The following is a 22,336-nucleotide window of genomic DNA, read 5'->3' on the forward strand; positions in this document are numbered from 1 at the left end:
GTGCCCAAGAGCCGCGGCTCGTACCCCGGTCGGCGGGGGTACGGGCCGCACCCTTGCGCCGGGGTTCAGGTGGTCACCGCCTGACGGCGGTCCGCCTGGTACGCCATCGCGTGCTGGACGACGCCGATGAGGGTCTCCTTGACGGACTCCCGGTCGCGGGCGTCGCACAGCAGCAGCGGCACGTCGGCGTCGAGATCGAGGGCTTGGCGGATGTCCTCCGCCGGGTAACGGGCGGCTCCCTCGAAGCAGTTGACGCCGACGAGGAAGGGTATGGAGCGCCGTTCGAAGTAGTCCACGGCCGCGAAGCAGTCCTCGAGGCGGCGGGTGTCGGCAAGGACGACGGCGCCGAGCGCGCCCTCCGAGAGCTCGTCCCACATGAACCAGAACCGCTCCTGGCCGGGCGTGCCGAAGAGGTACAACACGAGGTCCTCGCGCAGCGTGATGCGGCCGAAGTCCATGGCCACGGTGGTGGTGCGCTTGCCCTCGACACCGCTCGTGTCGTCGACCGGGCGCCCGGCCTCGGTGAGCAGTTCCTCGGTACGCAGCGGCCTGATCTCGCTGACCGCGCCGACGAGGGTGGTCTTGCCCACGCCGAAGCCGCCGGCCACCAGGATCTTGAGCGTGACGGGCTCGACCGGAGGCTTCCCGCGCTCAGAACGCCCGAAGATCATCGATCTCTTCTCCTGCTTGATGGGGGTCGCGCGACGGTGGGCCATAGCCTCCGCCGCCGGGGGTTTCGATGACGAGTACGTCGCCGGGGCCTACGTCGGCCGAGTCGCTTCCGGCGAGTGCGGTGACCGTGCCGTCCGCGCGTTCGACGCGGTTGGCACCCAGCGCACCGGGTTCGCCGCCCGCCATGCCGTACGGCGGGACCCTGCGGTGCTGGGAGAGCGTGGAGACTGTCATGGGCTCGTGGAACCGGATGCGGCGCACAGCGCCGTCGCCGCCGTGCCACTGCCCGGCGCCGCCGCTGCCGCGCCGCACGGCGAACTCGTCGAGCTGTACGGGCAGTCGCCACTCCAGCACTTCGGGATCGGTGAGCCGCGAGTTGGTCATGTGAGTCTGCACGACGGGCGCGCCGGGAAACCCGTCGCCCGCCCCGGATCCGGAAGCCAAGGTCTCGTAGTACTGGTGGCGATCGTTGCCGAAGGTGACGTTGTTCATGGTGCCGGAACCCTCGGCCTGGACGCCCAGTGCTGCGTAGAGCGCACCTGTGATCGCCTGGGATGTCTCCACGTTGCCCGCGACAACCGCTGCCGGGGGTTCGGGAGCGAGCATGGAACCGGGCGGCACGACGATCTCGAGGGGGCGCAGGCAGCCGTCGTTGAGCGGGATGTCGTCGGGGACCAGAGTGCGGAAGACGTACAGCACTGCCGCGTTGACGACCGAGAAGGGGGCGTTGAAGTTCGTGGCCAGCTGCGGGGAGGTGCCGGTGAAGTCGACGGTGGCGGAACGGTTCTCGCGGTCCACGCGCACGCGTACCCGGATGACGGCGCCGGAGTCGGTCTCGTAGGCGTACTCGCCGTCGTCCAAGGCGTCGATGACGCCGCGTACTGCTTCCTCCGCGTTGTCCTGGACGTGCTTCATGTACGCCTGGACGACGTCGAGGCCGAAGTTCTCGATCATGCGGGCGACTTCGTCGACGCCTTTCTGGTTGGCCGCGATCTGGGCGCGCAGGTCGGCGAGGTTGGTCTTGGGGTTGCGGGAGGGGTAGGGCGCCTCGGTGAGCAGGCGAAGGGTCTCCTCCTCGCGGAAGCGGCCGTTCTCGGCGAGCAACCAGTTGTCGAAGAGGATTCCCTCCTCCTCGATGGTGCTGCTGTTGGCGGGCATGGAGCCGGGGGCGATGCCGCCGATCTCGGCGTGATGGCCGCGCGAGGCGACGTAGAAGAGGATTTCCGGCTCACCCTCCGTGTTCGCCGTGCTTCCCGTGTCGAAGACCGGGGTGATGACGGTGACGTCGGGCAGGTGGGTGCCGCCGTGGTACGGGTCGTTGACTGCATAGGTGTCGCCGGGGCGCATCCGGGGGCCTCGGCGCCGGATGACCTCCTTGACGCTGGTGCCCATCGAGCCCAGGTGGACGGGGATGTGCGGGGCGTTGGCCACCAGGTTTCCGTCCGGGTCGAAGAGGGCGCAGGAGAAGTCCAGGCGTTCCTTGATGTTGACGGACTGGGCCGTGGATTCGAGGCGGGCGCCCATCTGTTCGGCGATGGACATGAAGAGGTTGTTGAAGACCTCGAGAAGAACCGGGTCGGCTTTCGTGTCGAGATCGGAACTCTGCGTAATCGCCGCGCGTTCCATGACCAGATGCCCGTCGTCGGTCGTCGCGGTTTGCCAGCCGTCGTCGACGACGGTCGTCGCACTGGCCTCGGTGATGATCGCCGGGCCGGTGACGGTCTGGCCGGGAGGCAGGTCCTCGCGGCGATGGAGGGGTACGTCGCGCCATGTGCCGCCCGTGTGGAGGCGGACGGTCCGCGGGGTGGCCGGGCTGCCTTCAGGGGCGGCTTCGTAAGGGGCGAGAGCGGAGAGATCGGGGGGTTCGGTGATGCCGGTGGCTTCGACGGAGAGGGCTTCGACGACGATCGGGCGGTCGAGGGTGAAGGAGTACGTGGCGCGATGACGGTCTTCGAAGGCGCGCCGCATGGTGTTGGGGTCGGTGAGTTCGACCGTGAGGGTGGTGTCGGTGCCGTCGTAGCGGAGTTGAGCGCGTCGGGTGACCTTGATGCGGTCCTCTGGGACGTCCTCGTCGAGGAGTTCGGCGCGGGCAGCGGATTCGAGGTCGTCCGCGGTCTTCAGGACGCCGGGCATGGAGGTGGCCTCCAGGGGCGCCTCGGCGGACTGTTCGCGCATGGCCGTGGTGTCGGCGAGGCCGATGCCGAGTGCCGAGAGGACACCGGCCATGGGCGGCACGAGGACGGTGCGGATACCGAGCGAGTCGGCGACCATGCACGCGTGCTGGCCACCCGCACCACCGAAGGTGGTGAGGGCGTAGCGGGTGACGTCGTGGCCCTTCTGGACGGAGATCCGCTTCACGGCGTTGGCGATGTTGGCGACCGCGATCTGCAGGTAGCCCTCGGCGACCTGCTCGGGGGTGCGGTCGTCGCCGGTCTGCTCGCGGATGTCGCGCGCGAGGGCGGTGAAGCGCTCCCGGACGAGGGCGTCGTCGAGGGGCTGGTCGCCCTCGGGACCGAACACCTTGGGAAAGTGGGCGGGTTGGATGCGGCCGAGCATGACGTTGGCGTCGGTGACGGCGAGCGGGCCGCCACCCCGGTAGCAGGCGGGCCCCGGGTCCGCGCCCGCCGAGTCCGGCCCTACGCGGTAGCGGGACCCGTCGAAGTGGAGGACCGAGCCGCCGCCTGCCGCGACGGTGTGGATGTCCAGCATGGGGGCGCGCAGGCGGACGCCGGAGATCTGTGTGGTGAAGACCCGTTCGTACTCGCCGGCGAAGTGCGAGACATCGGTGGAGGTGCCACCCATGTCGAAGCCGATGACGCGGTCGAAGCCGGCGAGCTGCGACATGCGTGCCATGCCGACGATGCCTCCGGCGGGGCCGGAGAGAATGGCGTCCTTGCCGCGGAACTGCCCGGCTTCGGCGAGACCGCCGTTGGACTGCATGAACATCAGCCGCACGCCTTCGAGCTCGTCGGCGACGTGCTGGACGTAGCGGCGCAGCACGGGCGAGAGGTAAGCGTCCACGACAGCGGTGTCCCCTCGCGGGACGAGCTTCATCAGAGGGCTGACCTCGCTGGACAGCGAGATCTGCGGGAAACCGATGTGGGCGGCGAGCTCGCCGACAGCCTGCTCGTGGGCGGGGTGGAGGTGGCTGTGCATGCAGACCACGGCGACGGCACGGATGCCGTCGTCGTACGCCTCCTGGAGAGGGCCGGCGAGGGCGTCCAGGTCGGGAGTGTGCAGGACGGTGCCGTCGGCGGCGATGCGTTCGTCGACCTCGACGACCCGTTCGTAGAGCAGCTCGGGGAGTTCGATGCGGCGGGCGAAGATGCGGGGCCGGTTCTGGTAGGCGATGCGCAGGGCGTCGCGGAAACCACGGGTGATGACCAGCAGGGTCCGCTCCCCCTTGCGCTCGAGGAGGGCGTTCGTGGCGACCGTCGTGCCCATCCGGACGGCCTCGATGGGGTGGTCCTGGGAGCCGTCCAGAAGTGCTCGTACACCCGCGACTGCCGCGTCGGAGTATCGCGACGGGTTCTCCGACAGGAGTTTGTGAGTCAGCAGACGGCCGTCCGGGCGTCGCGCGACGATGTCCGTGAAGGTGCCGCCACGGTCGACCCAGAACTGCCAGCCTGTCACGTCCCTACCCCGCTTCCGCGCCGCTCACAGCGCCCGCAGGCCGTTGATCACGTCGCGCAGAATACTCTCGTCCACCAGCTCGGCAGGCGGTACGGGCCGGTTCACATGGACGAATTCCGCGTCCACGAGATCCCCGACGAGGACACGTACGACTCCGATGGGCAGGTCGAGCTCGGCGGAGAGTTCGGCAACGGACTGCGGGGCGTCACGGCACAGTTCGACGATGTCGACGTGCTCCGGGGACAGCATCGAGTCCGCTTCCGGGTCGTCCGCGTGCGGTTCCACGACGACCACCGCGATCAGGTCGAGGCGGTGCTGGGCCGCACTGGTGGTGCGGCCGCGCGTCATGGCGTACGGACGGACGACCGGCCCGGCCTCGTCGTCGAACCAGTGGCTTCTTCCCTGACCGTCAGCGCTCATGCCATCCCACTACCCGCCCGAGGGCAGATCGGTGCGCGGAGCGGTACCCAGATGCACTCCGACCCGCTTGACGAGGAGCGTCATCTCGTACGCGACCAGGCCGACGTCCGAGTCGGCGTCCGAGAGCACGGCGAGGCAGCTGCCGTCGCCCGCGGCCGTCACGAACAGGAAGGCGTCATCGAGCTCGACGACCGTCTGCCGCACGTTGCCCGCCTCGAAGTGGCGGCCCACGCCCTTGGCAAGGCTGTGGAATCCGGACGCGACGGCGGCCAGGTGCTCGCTGTCCTCGCGGGTCAGATCCTTGGACACCCCCGTCGGCAGGCCGTCGCCGGAGAGCACGAGGGCCTTGCGGATGCTGGCGACGCGATCCACCAGGTCGTCGAGGAGCCAGTTGAGCTCGCCGGACTGATTGGTCGCGGTGTGGCCGGTCGCCTTCGGTGCGGTCATCGACCGTCCCCCTTAGTCGTTCCTTGTGCTGTGCCGCTGTGGGCGTCGTCGCCCGCGGCGTTCTCCTGGCGGCCGCGCTGCCAGCCGCGCTGGAGCGATGCCATTCGGCTGCGTACCTCGTCCGCGTCCCGCTCGACGAGGTCCGTGTTCTCCTCGGCGCGCCGAGCGGGGCCCTGCTTGAGCTGCGGAGCCAGGCTGGCCTGTCGTACGCGCCGGGGCAGCGGACCCGAGCCTGAGCCGCCCTCCCGCTGCGCGGCGGCCGTGCTCGGGGCGGAGTGGTCCAGGCCACTCGATGCGATCGCGGCACGCCGCGTGCGTCTCGGGAGGGCTGCGGGCTCCGACGGCTCGCCTCGGTCCTGCCCCGCGCTGGGCCGCGTGTCGGTACGGTCACCGATCCGGTCCTGCGCGCCGCTCACCTCTCCGCGGGGTTCCGTACCGCGACGTCGGGTCGGTAGCGGGGCGAGGCCGTTCGGCTCCGGGCGGCTCGGGCTGCCGGTCGGAGGCTCTGCGTCCGCCTCCCCTCGCCGGGTGCGCTGCTCGGTGACCGGGCGTCCGTGCGAACTGACCAGCTTGGGCGTCCGGCGGCGGGGCAGCGGGACGGGGGCGCTCACATCGCCGTCCGTCTCGGACCGGGCCGTGCCACCGTGGATGCCGGAGACCGGGTGTTCGCCGAGCGGGCCCGACGCCTCGTCCTCCACATGGGCGAGAGCACGGCGCGGGCGGAAGAGACCGCCGCGTTCGCTGTCCTCGTCGTCGAGCGTGTCCGGGAAGTCGCTGAGCGCGTCCAGGTCGACGGGGGCTTCCAGCTCCACCGGCCCGTCCAGGAGCGAGGCGGGCAGGCCGGGCACGCGGGTCGGCACGTGGGCAAGGGCGGTGCGGCGCGCCTCCTCCAGCTCGGCCTCCTTCGAGGGCGTGGGCCGGTCGAGACGGAACCCGATGCCGTTGGTGTCGGGGATGTCGTCGGTGAGCAGCGCGTCGGGAATGAAGACCACGGCGGTGGTGCCGCCGTACGGCGACGGCTGCAACGAGACCCGGACGTTCTGCCGCTGGGCGAGCCGGCTGACCACGAACAGGCCGAGCCGGTCGGTGTCGGACAGCTCGAACTCGGGCGTCTCGGCGAGCCGGAGGTTGGCGTCCAGCAGGGCGTCGGCCGCCATGCCCAGACCACGGTCGTGGATCTCGAGGGTGAAGCCGTTGGCGACCCGCTCGCCCAGGACCTGGACTGCGGTGTGCGGCGGGGAGAACACCGTGGCGTTCTCCAGGAGTTCTGCCACGAGGTGCGTGAGGTCCGCGACGGCCGGTCCGGTCACGGCGACGCGGGGCAGACGTCGGACCTCGATGCGCTCGTAGTCCTCGACTTCGGCGACCGCAGCGCGTACGACGTCCATGAGCTGGACGGGCTTGCGCCACTGCCGAGACGGTGCGGCACCGGAGAGGATCACCAGGCCTTCGGCGTGCCGACGCATACGGGTGGTCAGGTGGTCGAGGCGGAACAGGTCAGCGAGTTCGTCGGTGTCCTCGGTCCGGCGTTCCATGGTGTCGAGGAGGGTGAGCTGCTTGTGGAGGAGGACCTGGCTGCGGCGGGCGAGGTTGACGAAGACCTCGGCGACACCGGCGCGCAGTTCGGCCTGCTTGACGGCGGCCTCGACGGCAGCGCGCTGCAGAGTGTTGAGGGCCTGGCCGACCTCACCGATCTCGTTCTTGTCGTACTCCAGGTGTGGGACCTCGGTCTCCACGTCGACCTGTTCACCGGAGGAGAGGCGGCGCATCACGCTGGGCAGGCGTACACCGGAGGCCTCGTGGGCCTCCAGTCGCAGCTGCCGCAGATCGCGGATGAGGCCGCGGCCGATGCGCACGGACAGGAAGAGAGAGAACAGCAGGGCGAGCAGCCCGAGGACCCCGGCGACGGCCGCCTTCAGGATGACGCCCATCGCCACCGGGTTGACGCGGTCCTGATAGCGGGCGCCCGCCTCGTCGTTGAGCTTGCTGAGTTCGTCGAGGACACTGCCGGCTGCGGTGTCCCAGCTCTTGGCGTCGACCTTGCTGGGCCTACCTGCCTGGGACAGGATGACGGCCTGTTCGGCGACGCGCAGGGGAGCAGTGGAGGCGTTGTCCCAGAAGCGCTTGTAGCGTTCGCGCTCGGACGACGGCAGGTCCGCCAGGCTGATGTCGTACATGAGGGTGCGCTGGGCGACGAGGTCGGAGACCTGGCGTATCTCTTCTCGGGACAACTTCCCGACCACCAGGGCGGAACTCAGCAACGCGTCCTCGCGGGAGAGCAGTTCGCGGGCGCGGGTCACGTTGAGAAGGGCGCGGGCCTGCTTGTCCATCGCCACGCTGTCGATCCCGTCGAGGGAACCCAGCAGGGCGTAGCAGGGGTCGACGAGCCGGTTGTACAGGCCGAGGGCCTGGGAGCGGGTCACCGTTCCGTCCTCGACGCTGCGGCGCAGGGAGTTGATGCCGTCGAAGGCGTCCAGGACGGCGGTGAGGCGCTCGGCGTCGCCCTCGTCCATGCCGTCGCGGACGTCAGGGTCCTTGGCGTTCTTGCGGATCTCGGCGACGGCGGCGTCGGTGGCGCTCCGGGTATCCCTCAGTGCGGACAGCGCGTCCGAGGCCCGGCGGTCGGCGAGGTAGACGAGGGCTTGGCGGCGTTCCTGCTGCAGGACGCGGACGGCGTCCTCGGTGGAGTAGCCGATCTTCTCGACGAGGGACGACACCGTGAACAGTTGGGCCACACCTCGCCCCGTGAGTACCGTGGCGAAGCCCCAGATCGCGGTCAGGGACACCAGCGGCACGAGAAGCAGCGCCACCATCTTCCGGCGGACGGACTTCCCGCGAAAGCGCATGGCCTCCCCCAGCTCAAACCCCCATTGCTCAGGGGGCACACATGTGCGTCAACAATTGGCGCGAGCCTACTACCGACGCACAAGTAACTCGAAGAGCCATCCGGAACCTGAACTTCCGCACCGGCGACGAGACATGGGGAGTTGTCCGGCCATTGCGGGAGATTGCCTCCCGTGATCCCGCGGCACCACTGCGAACGGATCCGGCCGGTCTCCCGGGCCAGTTGGCCAGAAATTTATCTTCCTCGGGAATCTTCGGGACGCGCCGTTCGTCCTTCTCTATGGGAAATGGGGGCGGAATGGGCCACAGGAGCCGCATCCAGTCCCCGGGCGGCGTAAAACAGCGCAAGCCGGGCAGCCACTGGGGAGTCGCGTCTTCGGACGCGGGCAAGACGGTCTGCCGGCGGTGGGGAGTGACACGGTGATGGGGACGGCGGAGCAGCGCGAGGCGCCCGAGGACGGGGCAGCGGCGCATGTGACGGCGCGGCGCGGCCCCGAAGCGCTGGATCGCGACATTCCGGCGGGCGGACGCCTGGCGACGGGCAGCCGCGACGCCGCGGTGGACGCGAGTGCGGTGACTACGGAGCAGCACGACGTTTCGGTCGGCTCTCGCGGCAAGGCGGCGTCGGCCGGGAAGGTAGCCGGGGCTGCCCAGGAATGGTCGGCATACCGACCGTTGTGGGTCGAGGAGCCCGCCCAGCGGCGCCGGATGCCCGATCCGGTACGGACGGCGTCGGTGCGGGCGGTGCTGATCATCGCGGTGACGCTGATACAGGCGATGGTGGCCTTCCTGTGCACCCTCGCGGGGTCGTGGCTGGCGTTCCCGATGGTGATCAGCAGTGTGGTCAGCACGGTGGTGGCCACCTGGGGCGCTCTCGACGTCTGGGTGACCCGCCAGGTATGGAAACAGCGCAATGGCGTGATCTCGACGCCGAGCAGCACTGCGCGCGCCCTGCGACGCGAGCGGCGTCGGGCACGACGGCAGACACGGCAGGCCGAGCGCACTCAGGAGCGAATACGCCGACGGGGCGGCGGAGCCGGCCAGCTGTCGCACTCCTGAGCGCGGTTGAACGACCGCGCCGGAGGCTGAGGAACGGCCTGAGCGGGCTTGCCGAGCCAAGCTCTGGCCGTGCGCCAGGTGCCGGAGCCAGGCGCTGGCTGTGCGCCACGGCGCCGAGCCGAGTGTCGGGCCCTGGCCGGGCCGGGCCGCCGGCGTCCGTTTCGCGGGCCCGCATCGGCGAGCCCTGGACCACCCCGTACGGCCCGCCCCGGAGTCAGACCACGGCAGGCCGGGGCCGGTTCGTCCCGCGGACCAGTTCGCCCCATGCTCGCATGAACGCGCGTGGGCGGTCCACGGAGAGGACTGCGGTCGTCCTGCCGTCGCGTTCGTACAGGGCGAGGAACCCGTCCTCGACCGGTGCGCCGTCGGCGAGTTCGCCTTCGGTGATGCGGACCGTGTCCCCGTCCTTGGTGTGATCGCCGCCTGCCGCTCGGCCTTCAACTCCCTGCGGCTGGAGAAGGGTTACCGTGCGTGGGGCGTCGACATGACGGACGAGCACAACCCGTTCGAGGCGGGCGTCGGCGTCGCGGTGCGCATGGACAAGGAGGAGTTCGTCGAGAAGGCCGCGCTGGAGCGCGCCGGTGAGCCGACACGCCGTCTCACGCCACTCCTTCTCGACGACCCCGCCTGCGTGGTCCTGGGCAAGGAGCCGGTGTACGTCGACGGCGACGCCCCGGTTACGTGACCAGCGCGTCGTACGGCTGCACGCTGGGCCGCTGCGTCGCGTACGCCTGGCTTCCCACCCTGGCCAACGGCACCGGCGTGCACATCGAGTACTTCGGTGAGAAGGTGCCGCAACGGTCGCCGAAGAACCGCTCTTCGCCCCGAAGATGACCCGCATCCGCCGATCGGAAAGGCACAGGAGAGGCACATGTCCCCCACCTACGACGTGATCGTCATCGGCCTCGGCGGCATGGGCAGCGCCGCCGCCCACCACCTCTCCGCGCGCGGCGCTCGCGTGCTCGGCCTGGAGAAGTTCGGCCCGGTGCACCACCGCGGCTCCAGTCACGGCGGTTCACGCATCACCCGGCAGTCGTACTTCGAGGACCCGGCGTACGTCCCGCTGCTGCTGCGTGCCTACGAGCTGTACGACGACCTGGAGCGGGCCACCGGCCGGGACATCGCCACCCTCTGCGGCGGCGTCATGATCGGCCGCCCCGACACACCGGCCGTCTCCGGCTCGCTGCGCTCGGCCCGGCAGTGGGACCTGCCGCACGAGATGCTGGACGCGAAGGAGATCCGCCGCCGCTTCCCGACGCTGGCGCCGAAGGACGACGAGGTGGCGCTGTACGAGAGGAAGGCCGGTTTCCTGCGGCCCGAGATCACCGTCGCAGCGCACCTTCAGCTGGCCACCCGGCAGGGCGCCGACCTGCACTTCGACGAGCCGATGACACGCTGGGAGCCGTACCGGGACGGAGTCCGCGTCCACACCGCCGAGAACACCTACACCGCCGGGCAGTTGGTGATCTGCCCGGGCGCGTGGGCGCCGCAGTTGCTGACCGACCTCGGGGTGCCGTTCACCATTGAGCGGCAGGTCATGTACTGGTTCCAGCCGAAGCACGGTATTGATCGGTTCCGCCCCGAGAATCAACCCATCTACATCTGGGACGACGCGGCCGGCGTCCAGGTGTACGGCTTCCCGGCCATCGACGGCCCCGAGCTCGGTGCCAAGGTCGCTTTCTTCCGGAGGGGCCAGGTGACCACTCCGGAGACCATCGACCGGACGGTCCACGAGGGCGAGATCCGCGCCATGGCGGACCACATGTCCGGCTGCGTCCCGGACCTGCCCGGCACCTTCCTCAAGGCCGCGACCTGCATGTACTCCCTCACTCCCGACGAGCACTTCGTCATCGCCCGCCACCCCGCGCACCCGGAATCGACCACCGTGGCCTGCGGGTTCTCCGGGCACGGCTTCAAGTTCGTGCCCGTCGTCGGCGAGATCCTCGCCGACCTCGCCCTGACCGGCACCACCGAGCACCCGATCGGCCTGTTCGACCCCGCCCGCCTCGCCGCCGCGCCCGCCTGAGGAGCACGCACGTGACGACGACACCCGTTCCGGAGGCTCCACTCGCCGCGGCCCACCAGATCTCCCCCCAGCCTCACCGGGACGCTGCCGGGCCACTACTGCACCGACCCCGAGATCATCCGGCAGGAGCAGGAACACCTCTTCGAGTCGACGTGGTTCTGCGCCGTCCGCAGCGCCGACCTGGCCAAGCCGGGTGCCTTCCGCACCGTCCAGGTCGCCGCGAGAACGTGTTGATCACCCGGACCCGCAAGGGTGAACTGCGCGCTTTCCTCAACGTGTGCCGTCATCGCGGGGCCCGCCGTCTGCTCGTCCGGAGCGCGGCTCCTGGTCGAGGACCGCCTGCACGACCGGTTCGTCGACGAGGTCGTACGCCGGGCAGCGGGCATTCGTCCGGGCGGGCCGTTCGACGAGCGGGCGCAGACCGGGCCGCTGATCTCGGCGGCGCACCGGGCGAAGGTCGAGGCGTACGTGCCCAGGGGGTTCAGGAGGGCGCGGTGCTGCGCTGCGGCGGCGCGCGTCCGACCGGGCCCGGGTACGAGGGCTTCTACTACCTGCCCACCGTCCTGGACGAGTGCGCCGCGGGGATGTCGGTCGTCCAGGAGGAGCGTTCGGGCCGGTACTCACCGTCGAACGCTTCAGCGGTGAGGACGAGGCGGTGCGGCTCGCCAACGGCACGATCTACGGGCTCGCCGGCGCCGTATGGACGAGCGACGAGGCCAGGGCCGCGCGGGTCGCGGCCGCGCTGCGCCTCGGCACGGTGTGGATCAACAAGTGCCACCCCTATGTGCCGCAGGCCGAGTGGGGTGGCTTCAAGCAGTCCGGCTTCGGACGCGAGCTCGGGCCCTCGGGGCTCGCCGAGTACCGCGAGACGAAGCACATCTGGCGCAACACAGATCCCGCTCCGCAGGGGTGGTTCGCCTGACTCCCGGGTAGCAGCACGCTCACCACCGGTCCTTGATCGGCGGCACCCGCCCCAGCCGCTCACTCCCCTCCCCCGGCACACGAGGAGTCCGCCCATGTCGACAACGGAGCAACCCACCGGTCCACACAGTCACGACGATGCCGAACTCGCCGAGTTCGGCTACAAACCCGAACTCAAGCGCACCCTCGGCAACTTCCACACCTTCGCCGCCGGGATCAGCTACATCTCGATCCTGACCGGCACCTTCCAGCTGTTCTACTTCGGCTACGGCAGCGGCGGCCCCGCCTACTGGTGGTCGTGGCCGATGGTCTTCGTCGGCCAGTTCATGGTCGCCCTCTGTTTCGCGGAGCTGGCCGCCCGCTACCCCGTCGCCGGCTCCGTCTACAACTGGTCGAAGAAGATAGGCAATCCGCATCTGGGCTGGCTCGCCGGCTGGATGATGTTGATCGCGTCCATAGTGTCCATATCAGCCGTGGCACTGGCCTATCAGTTGACACTCCCCCAGATCTCGTCGGTCTTCCAGATCGTGGGGGACGGCACCGGCACGTACGACGTGGCGACCAACGCGGTCATCCTGGCCGCGGTGTTGATCCTCTTCACCACCTTGGTGAACGCCTTCGGCGTCAAGTTGATGGCGAGGATCAACACGGCGGGCGTGTTCATCGAGTTGATCGCCACTGTCGTATTGATCGTCCTGTTGGCCGTCCACATCACCCGCGGCCCGCAGGTGGTCATGGAGACGAACGGCACCGGCACGGGCTACGGCGCCGGATACCTGGGCGCGTTCCTGGTGGCGTCGCTGGCGTCCGCGTACGTCATGTACGGCTTCGACACGGCGTCCTCCCTCGGCGAGGAGTGCCTGGACCCGTCACGCAACGCGCCGCGCGCCATCATCCGCGCGATCGTGGCCTCTTTCGTCCTCGGCGGCCTGATCCTGCTGCTCGCGCTGATGAGCGTCTCCAGCCTCAAGGGCGAGAAGCTCTCCACCGACGGCCTGCAGTTCATCGTGCTCGACGTGCTCGGCCCGACGGCCGGCAAGGCGATGCTGTGGTGCGTGCTGATCGCCGTCACGGTGTGCGCCCTGGCGGTCCACACGGCGGCGATCCGGCTGGCGTTCGCGATGGCCCGGGACAACAACCTGCCGGCGTCCTCGCTGCTGGCCCGGGTGAGCCCACGCTTCCAGACGCCGGTGCTGCCGACCGTGATCATCGGGATCCTGGCCCTGGCGATCCTGGTGGTCAACATCCGTCAGCCGCAGATCTTCACCGTCGTCACCAGCATCGGCATCATCATGATCTACCTCGCCTACCTCGGTGTCACCGCCCCGATGCTGGTGGCGCGGCTGCGCGGCAAGTGGCAGCCCGCGGGCGACGGCAAGTTCTCGCTGGGCCGGTGGGGGCTGCTGGTCAACATCCTCGCCGTGGTGTGGGGCGTGGGCATGACGATCAACCTGATCTGGCCGCGCGCCTCGGTCTACAACGCGACGGCTCCGTACCACTGGTATCTGCAGTGGGGCGCGGTGCTGTTCGTCGCCGTCATCGCGGGCGGCGGCTTCGCCTACTACTGGTTCGTCCAGCGGCACCGCACGGGCGTCCTCGCCGAGCACAGCGTGGAGGGCACGAACACGCCGACCAAGGAGGTCAACTCCCTGTGAGCATCGGCACGGCTACCCGACCTCCGAGAACGCCTTCTGCCTCATGCCCCACGTCACGCGCGCGAAGTCACGCGGGACGGTGCGGCTGCTGACGCGGGACTACCGGGACAAGCCGAAGGTGGATCCGCGGTACTTCACGCACGAGCACGATGTGCGGGTGATGACGTACGGGCTCAAGCTGGCACGGAAGATCGCCTCGCAACCCACGCTGAGCGGCTGGGCAGGCGCCGAGCTGGCCCCCGCCCCGGACGTGTGGACCGACGAGGAACTGGAGGAACTGCTCGACTACATCCACAAGACCCACAACACCGTCTACCACCCGTCCTGCACCGTGAAGATGGGCGCGGACGACGACCCTTCGGCCCCGCTCGACGCGCGGCTGCGCGTCAAGGGGATCGAGGGCGTCAGGGTCGCGGACGGCTCGGTCATGCCGGATCTGGTCACCGGCAATCCGTGCCTCACGACGATGATGATCGGCGAGAAGTGCGCGGACTTGTTGAAGGAGGACGTGTAGCAGCCCCAGCGGCGTGGGGAACTGTGCGACCGGCCACCTGCCGGCCCGCAGTTCCCCACCGGCGGCGCCGCTACGGCACATTCACCGCCGGGCGCTTGAACATCCGGGTCGCGGTGATCTCGCTGTGCACGGCCTCCCCGGCGGAAGCCTCACGCGGCAGTCCCGGGCGGAGGTGTTCCTCGACGCGGATGTACTTCAGGCCGGCCCTGAGGTCGGCGTCGTTCCGCAGTCGGATGACCAGCGGGAACTCCGCCAGCGCGGTCGTGTCGAACAAGCCCGTGGTGTACAGGAGTTGAACGCCGAGCGCGTCCGACACGGCGCGCTGCAGCTCCAGCAGGTAGGTCGCGTTGGCGCGCCCGATCGGGTTGTCCAGGAACAGCGTGCCGGCATGCCGGTGCTTGTCCCGACCCCGGTCGTTCGACCGCAGCGCCGCCATCGTGCAGTACAACGCGATGGCCGCCGTGAGCAGCTGACCACCGGAGAACACGTCGCCCATCTGTCCGACGGGCACTCGCTCGGCACGCAGCACCGCATCCGGCTTGAGGATCTCGACGGCGACGCCCTTGGGCTGGAGCGCCGCGGCGACACCGCGCAGCAGCAGGGACATACCGTCCCGGCGCAGGTCCGAGTTCTTCTTCACCGCCGCCCGGGTCGCCTCGTCGATCACCTCGCCCAGCCGTTCGGTGAGCGTGGCCTGGTCGGGCTCCTCGAAGCGGATGCGCAGGAACTCCTGTCCGGACCACTCGCCGAGCCCCTCGGGCAGCCGGGAGAGCCGCTGGGCGGAGCGCAGGGTGGCCAGCGCCGACTCGACCAGGCCCCGGAGCCGGTCCACGATCGAGTCCCGGTTCCGCTCCAGCTGCGCCAACTCGTCGGTGAGCACGCGCAGCCGGGGCGCGAAGGCGTCCGCCCACTTCTGCGCGTGCTCGGGCAGCGTGGACGCGGGCAGCTCGCGGATCTGCTGGCGAGCGGGGGTGCGGACCTGCTCGTAGCGCGTGGAGTTGGCGTGCCGTACGAGCACGTCACTCGCCTCGCGTACGGCGGCCTCGGCGGCGGAGAGATCGGCGGCGCAACCCCGCAGCGACCGGCGGGCCTCCGCGGCGGACTGCCGGGCCTCGTCGAGGCTGCCGGGGTACAGCTCGGACTCCTCCTGCTCGTCCTCCGAGGTGTGCTCGCGCAGCAGGTCGCGCAGCATCGCGGCGATCTCGTCGAAGCCGCCCGCCGCGTCCTCGGCGGCGCGGTGCGCTTCGAGGAGCTCCGCGTGCGCCTCGCGGGCCTGCGTCAACGCCTCGGTACGGGAGGCGAGTTCAGTGGTCGCCGTGCGCAGCAGTGCCTGCGCGTGCTCGGCGTCGCGCGGCCGCAGTTCCTCGGACAGCTCGGTGTGCGCCTCCCCGTCCTCGGGCGCGTGCCGCTCGGCCTCGCCGCGCAGCCGGCCGAGCTGCTCACTCGCGCTGGACATACGGGTCTCCAGGAGCTGGACCAGCTCCTCCGCGCGTGAGGCGGCCGCCTGCCGGGAGGGGCCGTCGGAGCCGTCGGGTGACTGAAGGAGCTGTTCGGCCCGGGTCCGGACCTTGTTGCTCAGCCGGTCCAGCTCCGCGAGCGCCGCGCTCTCGTCGCTCTCCGCGCGGGCCTGCTCGGCCCGCAGGTCGGCGCCGACGCCGACCTTCTCGTACACCTGGGAGGCCGCCCGGTACGCCTCACGGAGCGCGGGCAGGGACGCCCTCGGGGCATCCGTGTCGGCGTCCGGTACGTCGTCGGGGGCGCCCGCGATCTCCGAGCGCTCGGCGCGCAGGGCACGCGCGGTACGGCGCGCGTCGTCGGCGGCGCGCTGGGCGGCACGGCGGTCCTCGTCGGCGGCCCGGGCGCGCTCCAGGCAGGCCTGGGCGCGGGCCTCGGACTCGGCGGCCTCGTCGGCGAGTTCGCGCAGCTTGACCTGCCAGCCGGCCCGCTCGCGCAGCCGGAAGGCCAGCCCGGCGAGGGCGTCCGCGGCGCGCCGGGCTTTCTGTGCGGCCTCCTGTCGCTCGTCGCGGACCTGGGCGGCCTCGGCGGCGGCTTCGTCGGCCTCGGCCCGCACGGTCCGCGCCTCGGCCAGTTCGGCCTCGGACTCCTCGGCGAACGCGCGCGCCTCCCGGGCCGCCTGGGCCAGCTCGACCAGCCGCCCGGCCGGGCAGCCGGTCCGCCACGAGGCGAGCCGCGCCGCCAGTTCCCGGTCCTTGCCGAGCCGCGCGGCGAGGGCGCGGATCTCCTCGTCCCGCTCGGTCGCCCGGGCGCGCAGCGCCTGCCGCTCCTCGTCGGCGGCGTGCTCGTCGTGCATGGCGGGGTTCGGCGGGACGAGGAAGACGTCACCGTTCTGGGCATCCGGCGCCGGTGTCGGGGCCAGCAGGGCGGCGGCCGTACCCACGGCGACAGCCGACCGGGGCAGCAGGGCTGCGTCGCTCAGCACCTCGCGGGCACGCGCGTGCGTGTCCGGGTCGGTGATGATCACGCCGTCGACCAGTTCGGGCCGGGCGGCCAGCACGCGCGCGTGGTCGGTGGGGTCGACGGCCTGGGCGAGGTAGCGCCAGCCCGGCAGGGCGGGGATGCCCTGCTCGCCGAGGAACTCCACGGTGGCCAGCACGTCCGGGCCGGGCGGCAGCAACCCGCCGTCACCGAGCGCGCCGAGGATCCGGGAGTCGTCGGCGGCGGCCGTACGCAGCTCGAAGAGGTGACGCTCGGCGCCGGAGACGGCGTCGTCGAGCAGTTCGCGCAACTCGTCGGCGAACCGGTCCAGGTCCTCCGGTGTGAGGGCGCCTTCGGCGAGGGCGCTCGCAGTGAGCGCCGGTGCACCGTCGCCCGCGGTCCTGATCCGGTTGCCGTCGTCACCCGTACGAGGAGCGGGAACGGCCCCGCGCTGCGCGCCGGACTCGCCGGACGGGCCGAGCAGTTCCGCGAGCCGCTCCTCCCCCGCCAGTGCCTCGGCAAGGCGGTGTTCCGCCTCGTACGACCGCTCCGCCGCCGTGGCCGCATCCGCCGCGCGGGCCGCCGTCAGCTCCGCTCGGGACTCGGTCGAAGCCGCCTCGCGCGCGTGCTCCGAGGCTCGCCGGGAGGCCTCGCGCGCGGTGTCCCAGGCGGCTACGGCCGTCTTCTCGGCGTCGCTCGCGGCGAGGGCCGCGCGGGCCGGGTCGGCGTCGGGCGCGCTGTCGTCGAGCCAGCCCGCGCGCACGGCCTCGGCGGTCTCCTGCTCGACCTCGGACAGCCGCTGCCGCAGATGCCCGATCTCACTGCGGGCCCGCTGCGCCTCGGTGGCGGCGGCAGTGGAGTCCCGGTACGCGGACTCGCTGACCTCCTGGAGCGCGGCGGACCGCTCCTCGCCCTCGTTGGCGAGGGTCTCGGCGCTCTGAGCGGCCGCGTGCAGGGCCCGTACGAGATCGACGGCGGCCTTGGCTCGGGCGGCCAGCGCGGGGGCCGCGTCCCGCTCGGCCTCCTGGATCGCGGCGGCCACGCGCGCGACGCGGTCGGCCGCGGCGCGGTGCCGCAGGACGGCCTCGGCGGCCTGCCAGGCGGAGTGCAGGGTGCGCGCGTCGGCGAGCTCGCGCTTCTGTGCGGCCGCCGACTTCTCGGCCGCCGCGAGCGCCAACGAGGCGTGCCGATAGGCGAGTTCGGCGGCGATCAGGGCGCTGCGCTCCCGCGCCGCCTCGGTGTGGGTCACGGCGTACGCGGCGGCGGTGACCCGCTGGGCGAGGTCGCCCGCCCGGACTCGTTCCTGGACGCCCCGCGCGGACAGCCGTCGGGCCAGGGTCCGGGTCCGCCGCTCGGCACCGGCGTGGATGTCACGCGCGCGGGAACGTGCCTCGGCGGCTTCGACGATCCGCCCGAGCAGGTCCACGGACCCGGCGGTGAAGTCCCGTTCGGCGATCAGTTCGGCGCGCCGCCCCAGCTTGTTGCCGAAGCCGCTGACCAGGTCGGCAAGGCCGTCGGTGTCACGCGTGTCCGTCACCGCGCGCAGGAGCAGGTCGGTGAAGTCGGAGTCCTTCTTGACCGCGAAGAGGCCTGCGGCCTCGCCCTCGTCGGCGTTCATCTCCCGCTGATAGCGGAAGAGTTCGGGGTCGAGGCCGAGGTCACCGAGGTGCTCGATCCACCGGTCGTGGATCTCCTCCCAGTGCACCTCCAGATGCGGATACGCCTTGCCCGCCTCCGTGAGTGCGTCCCGGAAGCCCTTCATGGTGCGGCGGCGCCCCTGCGCGCCCGACTGGCCCTCGACGGGCGGCCGTACGGCGGTGGACTCGGCGACGGGCAGGTTGTCCAGGCTCAGCCCGGGCCCCGGGCGGAAGGAGTACCAGGCCTCGGCGAACTTGCGCGGATCGTTGGAGACCTGGCGTCCGCGCCACTCGCTCACCTTGCCGACCACGACGCACTCGCCGGTGAGCGTGTGCTGCCACTCCAGCGCTACATGTCCGCAGTCGTCGGCGAGCAGGAACTTCCGCAGAACGCCGGAGCTGGCGCCGCCGAGGGTGTTGCGGTGGCCCGGCAGCATCACGGAGAAGATCAGCTTGAGCAGGACCGACTTGCCGCCGCCGTTCTCCAGGAAGAGCACCCCGGCGGGCGCGGGCCGGCGCGGCGGGCCGACGGGCTCCTCCTCGAAGAACTCCGCCTGGGTCGGCGCGGGGTCGGGCACGGGCTCGCCCACCCCGCGCAGGTCCAGCACGGTGTCGGCGTAACGCGCACCGGCCGGTCCGATGGAGTAGAGACGGACCCGGGACAGCTCGTACATGGCGGACTCTCGTAAGTCTTCGGCTGAGTCTTTGTCAGATCAGGGACGTTCGGGGCTTCAGTCGGGGCTTCAGGCGGAGTGGAACGGCAGCCCTGCGTCGGCCACCAGATCCAGGTCGTCCGTGTCCTCGGCGGGCAGCAGGCTCGGCGTGCCGTCGGTGACCGGGACCACGCCCAGCTCCAGCAGCTCGGCCATGGCTGCGGTGCCCGCCATGTCACGTACCTGGAGTTGGTAACGAGCCGTGGTGCGGTACGTGCCGCCGTTGTCGTCGCCGGTGCGCTGCAGGAAGCCGGAGTCGGTGAGGAAGGCGGCCGCCTTGCCGACGATGCCGGTGGTCGAACCGGCGAGTCTGCGCGCGTCCTTGGTGGCGCCGGTCGCGCTGCGTCTCACCCAGATCCGCCAGGCGGCCTCGAGGCCGGGCGCGTCCGTCGCCGGATCCGTGTTCTCGCCCTGCTCCTCGGCCCGCTCCTCCAGCCGTCGGCAGGCCTGGCGTACGAAGGCGTCGACGCCGTTGACCGTCACGCGCCCGATGTAGCCGTCGTCGGCCAGGTCCTCGGGCCGCGGGAACGCCATGGCGGCGATGGCCAGATGGGCCAGCCCGTGCAGGAAGCGGTCGCTGCCGTCGGCGGACGTGCGACGCGCGTAGTCGCCCATGCGGACGGCGAACACGGAGTCCTCGGCGGCCGTCACGGCCATCCCCGCGCGCGGGGACACCTCGAGCACGACCAGTCCCAGTCCGGCGGCCACGGCGTCCGCGAGCCGGGCGAACGGGGGATCCTCCCGGTACCGTCGCAGCAGCTCCGTGTACTCCTGGTCCCGCGCGGGCTGCAGCTTCGGCTGCAGCCCGAAGGCGACCAGCCGAGCCGCGTCGGCGGCGTCGGCCGGGGTGACGGCGGCGGTCGCCGACGGGGTGGGGGCCTCCGTGTCACTCCACTCGACGTGCTCGCTCACGGTCGGGGCTCCTTGCTGCGCTGTCGCTCACTCATGCTGCTTCCGTCCTGTCCGCCGCCATCCCCGCCGCGTCCAGCAGCGCCGTCCCCACGATCAGGTCGGCCCCACCGAACTCGGGATCGTCCAGCTCCGTCCCGTCGTCCACGGCGAACAGCAACTTCCCCTCGCCCTGCCGATAGGCGGTACCGACCGGCGGGCTGGCCGCGTGGACGGCCAACAAGGCGACCAGGTACGGCAGTTCGGGGTCCTGGCGCCGCGCCTGGGCCAACAGCCCGGACAGCCGCCGCGGAGCATCCGCCGGCAGATCCAGCAGGTCCATCGCCGCTGCCAGCTGCTCCTCGCTGAACCGGCTGTCGTCCGGCGTCGCGATGAGGTCGGGCTCGGGCATCTCGGCGCCCAGGTGCTCCCGCTCCACGGGCGGCGTCAGCAGTATGTCGACGAGATCGGCGACCCGCACGGACACCGGCGTACGCATCCCCGTGCCGCGCGCGAAGAAGGCGTCCGTGACCCGGACGGACTGCTCCAGGGGCAACGGCAGGACTGGGGCCAGGAGGTGTCCGTACAGGTCTGTCCCCGACGTCGTCATGGGCGTCGCGAAGGCCTGCCGGTCCTGCTCGGCGCGGAACAGCGGTCCGGCCTCCAGCAGCCGGGACTGCAGCTGCGTGTGCCGTCGGATGCAGTCCTTGACGATGTCGACGAGCTCGGCGGCGCGGCGCTTGTGCTCCGGGTCCTCGGTCTCGTCGCGCGCTTTGCGGATGTTGGTGAGGATCGCGTTCTCGTGGCGGTACCGGTCGGCGACGTGGTCGAGCGCCTCGGCGATCATGTCCGGTACGGCGTTCAGCCAGTCGACCGCCCGGACGTTGCGGCGGGTCGCGTCCAGGGCCCTGCGGAGGGTCTCCGAGTACTGCACGGTCCGGTAGCGGGCCTGCTCGGCGGCAAGCTGCGCGTCGGCGAGCCGGCCGCGGTTGATCAGCACCTCCAGCTTGACCTCGGCGGCGATCTGCGCGCTGGTGACGTCGGTGTCGAGGGCGCCGACCAGGACGTTGACCGCTTCGTCGGTCGTACGGAGATACACCGTGCCGCCCGGCCCCGGCACCTCCTCGATCAGCTTGAAGTCGTAGTCACGGCGGACATAGCTGCCGTCCGGCGCGAAGGTGCCGTACACGGCCCGGAAGCCGCGGTCCACACTGCCGACGTTGATCAGGTTCTCCAGGACCCAGCGGGCCACCCGCTCGTGCTCGGCGACGGGGCGCTGCGGGGCCTGGGCGGCGATGCGCGGGATGAGGCGGGCGACGATCTGGTCGTGGTCCGCGCCCGTGTCGAAGTCCATGTTCAGTGTGACCAGGTCGATGGCGGCGAGCGCCACCTCCGCCATGCCGTACACCGAGTACTCGCCCGCGAGATTGGCCTTGCGCGCGTCGAGGTCGTGCAGCGGCGCGGTGCAGGCGAGCGCGCGCAGCCGCCGCGCCAGGCCCTCGTCGGCGGCCGGGCCCGGAGCAGGGCGCGGCCCCGCGCTGAGCTGGGGCGGAACACGGTCCGTCGATGCAGGCGAAGTCACGGTGCACAGACTAGGTCCTCGGTCTGACAACGACCCAAACGACGGCGCTGCGCCGGTTCGGCCGAGGAAATGCGGGCCGAGTGTCGGCTGCGGGCCGTCTTGGGCCGGTCGCGCCCACGCGGCGGAGCCGCATGGGGATTACAGCCCCGCGCCCCTCAGGGCGTGCCCGTCACCCGGCGCCGGTAGACCTCCACGACCCGCTCCAGGGAGTCATCGAGATACCCGGCGAGCAGCTTCTCGGCCTCGGCCTTGTCGCCCGCCTCCAGCGCCTGCAAGATCTGCCGATTGCGTGCGAGATAGGGCTCGTGCAGCCGCTTCGGGTCGTCCACCACATGGAAGGCCAGTCGCAACTCCGCGAAGACGCTGCGCATCAGCTCGTCGGTGCGGGCGCTTCCCGCCAGGGCGACCAGTTCCCGGTGGAAGTGGATATTGGCCGTACCCACACCTTTCCAGTCATCCTCGGCAGACGCCCGGCGGCCCTCCTCGACGGCCGCTGCGAGGCCGTCCAGACCGTACGGCGGCTCGCCGAGCCCGCGCACGACGGCGCACTCGACGAGCCCGCGCGTCCGGTAGATGTCTTCGACGTCCTCCACCGCCAGGACCCGTACGAACACACCTCGGTTCAGCTCGTGCACCAGCAGCCGTTCATGGGTGAGCAGCCGGAACGCTTCGCGCAGTGTGTTGCGGGACACACCCAGCGCCCCTCCGATGCTGTCCTCCGACAGCCGGGTGCCGGGCGGGAAGAAGCCCTCGGCGATGCGGCTTCTGAGAATGTCCGAGACCCGCTCCGCCGTGCTCGTGCGCCCCAGGAGGGCACGGTCGTCGGCCAGTCCGCCCAGCTGCTCTGCCATGCCCGGAATTCAACCGCAGACACGAGAACGAAACAACA

At 71.1% G+C, this 22,336-nt stretch carries 12 protein-coding genes and 4 pseudogenes; 7 read left to right on the top strand and 9 right to left on the bottom strand.

The annotated features are described in order from the left end of the window. Nucleotides 1-65: 65 nt before the first annotated feature. Genes ACTMVF_RS07450 through ACTMVF_RS07470 form a run of 5 tightly spaced genes read right to left on the bottom strand, consistent with a single transcriptional unit; the run spans nt 66 to nt 8,018 of the window. Nucleotides 66-671, bottom strand: a complete 606-nt coding sequence (locus tag ACTMVF_RS07450) for a GTP-binding protein (RefSeq protein WP_441270163.1) — start codon at nt 669-671, stop codon at nt 66-68. Then, nucleotides 652-4,305: a hydantoinase B/oxoprolinase family protein gene (locus ACTMVF_RS07455; protein WP_441270164.1), complete on the bottom strand. Its 3,654-nt coding sequence runs from the start codon at nt 4,303-4,305 to the stop codon at nt 652-654. Before ACTMVF_RS07455 ends, ACTMVF_RS07450 begins: the two co-directional genes overlap by 20 nt. 24 nt (nt 4,306-4,329) lie before the next feature. Continuing rightward, the gene (locus ACTMVF_RS07460) at nt 4,330-4,725 is read right to left on the bottom strand and encodes a DUF742 domain-containing protein (RefSeq protein WP_403337357.1); all 396 of its coding nucleotides are present in this window, start codon (nt 4,723-4,725) and stop codon (nt 4,330-4,332) included. Nucleotides 4,726-4,734: 9 nt separating this feature from the next. Further along, on the bottom strand, nt 4,735-5,172 hold the full coding sequence (locus ACTMVF_RS07465; protein ID WP_031486154.1) for a roadblock/LC7 domain-containing protein: 438 nt from the start codon (nt 5,170-5,172) through the stop codon (nt 4,735-4,737). After that, nucleotides 5,169-8,018 (bottom strand): nitrate- and nitrite sensing domain-containing protein, encoded by a 2,850-nt coding sequence (locus ACTMVF_RS07470; RefSeq protein ID WP_441270165.1) that lies wholly within the window; start codon nt 8,016-8,018, stop codon nt 5,169-5,171. Before ACTMVF_RS07470 ends, ACTMVF_RS07465 begins: the two co-directional genes overlap by 4 nt. A gap of 421 nt (nt 8,019-8,439) precedes the next feature. On the opposite strand from ACTMVF_RS07470, the gene ACTMVF_RS07475 reads away from it, so the two are divergent. From ACTMVF_RS07475 to ACTMVF_RS07505, 7 genes and pseudogenes are all read left to right on the top strand, one after another. Then, the gene (locus ACTMVF_RS07475; protein WP_441270166.1) at nt 8,440-9,075 is read left to right on the top strand and encodes a hypothetical protein; all 636 of its coding nucleotides are present in this window, start codon (nt 8,440-8,442) and stop codon (nt 9,073-9,075) included. Between the two features lie 406 nt (nt 9,076-9,481). After that, a pseudogene (locus ACTMVF_RS07480) lies at nt 9,482-9,968 on the top strand (glycine cleavage T C-terminal barrel domain-containing protein); the annotation flags it as partial. Continuing rightward, nucleotides 9,947-11,101, top strand: coding sequence for an N-methyl-L-tryptophan oxidase (gene solA, locus ACTMVF_RS07485; RefSeq protein WP_441270167.1), 1,155 nt, complete (start codon nt 9,947-9,949; stop codon nt 11,099-11,101). The pseudogene ACTMVF_RS07480 and the gene solA, both read left to right, overlap by 22 nt. A gap of 84 nt (nt 11,102-11,185) precedes the next feature. Continuing rightward, nucleotides 11,186-11,400 (top strand): annotated as a pseudogene (locus tag ACTMVF_RS07490) (Rieske 2Fe-2S domain-containing protein); the annotation flags it as partial. Further along, a pseudogene (locus tag ACTMVF_RS07495) lies at nt 11,399-12,023 on the top strand (aldehyde dehydrogenase family protein); the annotation flags it as partial. The pseudogenes ACTMVF_RS07490 and ACTMVF_RS07495, both read left to right, overlap by 2 nt. Before the next feature lie 94 nt (nt 12,024-12,117). Next, entirely contained in the window at nt 12,118-13,677 is a 1,560-nt protein-coding gene (locus tag ACTMVF_RS07500; protein WP_441270168.1) for an APC family permease, read from the top strand. Between the two features lie 4 nt (nt 13,678-13,681). After that, nucleotides 13,682-14,191, top strand: a pseudogene (locus ACTMVF_RS07505) (GMC oxidoreductase); the annotation flags it as partial. Nucleotides 14,192-14,261: 70 nt separating this feature from the next. Here the strand turns inward: ACTMVF_RS07505 and ACTMVF_RS07510 are convergent. The 4 genes from ACTMVF_RS07510 to ACTMVF_RS07525 all read right to left on the bottom strand — a co-directional run bounded on the left by ACTMVF_RS07510 (nt 14,262) and on the right by ACTMVF_RS07525 (nt 22,298). Then, nucleotides 14,262-18,938 (bottom strand): hypothetical protein, encoded by a 4,677-nt coding sequence (locus ACTMVF_RS07510; RefSeq protein WP_441270169.1) that lies wholly within the window; start codon nt 18,936-18,938, stop codon nt 14,262-14,264. Nucleotides 18,939-19,007: 69 nt separating this feature from the next. Next, nucleotides 19,008-19,889 carry a hypothetical protein gene (locus ACTMVF_RS07515; RefSeq protein ID WP_441270170.1) on the bottom strand — a complete coding sequence of 294 codons (882 nt, stop codon included), beginning with the start codon at nt 19,887-19,889 and terminating at the stop codon, nt 19,008-19,010. Between the two features lie 31 nt (nt 19,890-19,920). Further along, a complete protein-coding gene (locus ACTMVF_RS07520) occupies nt 19,921-21,447 on the bottom strand; it encodes a hypothetical protein (protein WP_441270171.1) in 1,527 nt (508 codons plus the stop codon). Nucleotides 21,448-21,602: 155 nt separating this feature from the next. Further along, entirely contained in the window at nt 21,603-22,298 is a 696-nt protein-coding gene (locus ACTMVF_RS07525; RefSeq protein WP_441270172.1) for a GntR family transcriptional regulator, read from the bottom strand. Nucleotides 22,299-22,336 lie beyond the last annotated feature (38 nt).

Origin of the sequence: Streptomyces sp. SD31, from assembly GCF_052068475.1 — a bacterium.
In the GTDB taxonomy this organism is placed as follows: Bacteria; Actinomycetota; Actinomycetes; order Streptomycetales; family Streptomycetaceae; genus Streptomyces.

Coding starts and splice junctions, on each gene's coding strand:
- ACTMVF_RS07525 (WP_441270172.1), bottom strand. CDS start 22,298: ATGGCAGAGCAGCTGGGCGGACTGGCCGACGACCGTGCCCTCCTGGGG.
- ACTMVF_RS07500 (WP_441270168.1), top strand. CDS start 12,118: ATGTCGACAACGGAGCAACCCACCGGTCCACACAGTCACGACGATGCC.
- ACTMVF_RS07450 (WP_441270163.1), bottom strand. CDS start 671: ATGATCTTCGGGCGTTCTGAGCGCGGGAAGCCTCCGGTCGAGCCCGTC.
- ACTMVF_RS07470 (WP_441270165.1), bottom strand. CDS start 8,018: ATGCGCTTTCGCGGGAAGTCCGTCCGCCGGAAGATGGTGGCGCTGCTT.
- ACTMVF_RS07465 (WP_031486154.1), bottom strand. CDS start 5,172: ATGACCGCACCGAAGGCGACCGGCCACACCGCGACCAATCAGTCCGGC.
- solA (WP_441270167.1), top strand. CDS start 9,947: ATGTCCCCCACCTACGACGTGATCGTCATCGGCCTCGGCGGCATGGGC.
- ACTMVF_RS07510 (WP_441270169.1), bottom strand. CDS start 18,938: ATGTACGAGCTGTCCCGGGTCCGTCTCTACTCCATCGGACCGGCCGGT.
- ACTMVF_RS07475 (WP_441270166.1), top strand. CDS start 8,440: ATGGGGACGGCGGAGCAGCGCGAGGCGCCCGAGGACGGGGCAGCGGCG.
- ACTMVF_RS07460 (WP_403337357.1), bottom strand. CDS start 4,725: ATGAGCGCTGACGGTCAGGGAAGAAGCCACTGGTTCGACGACGAGGCC.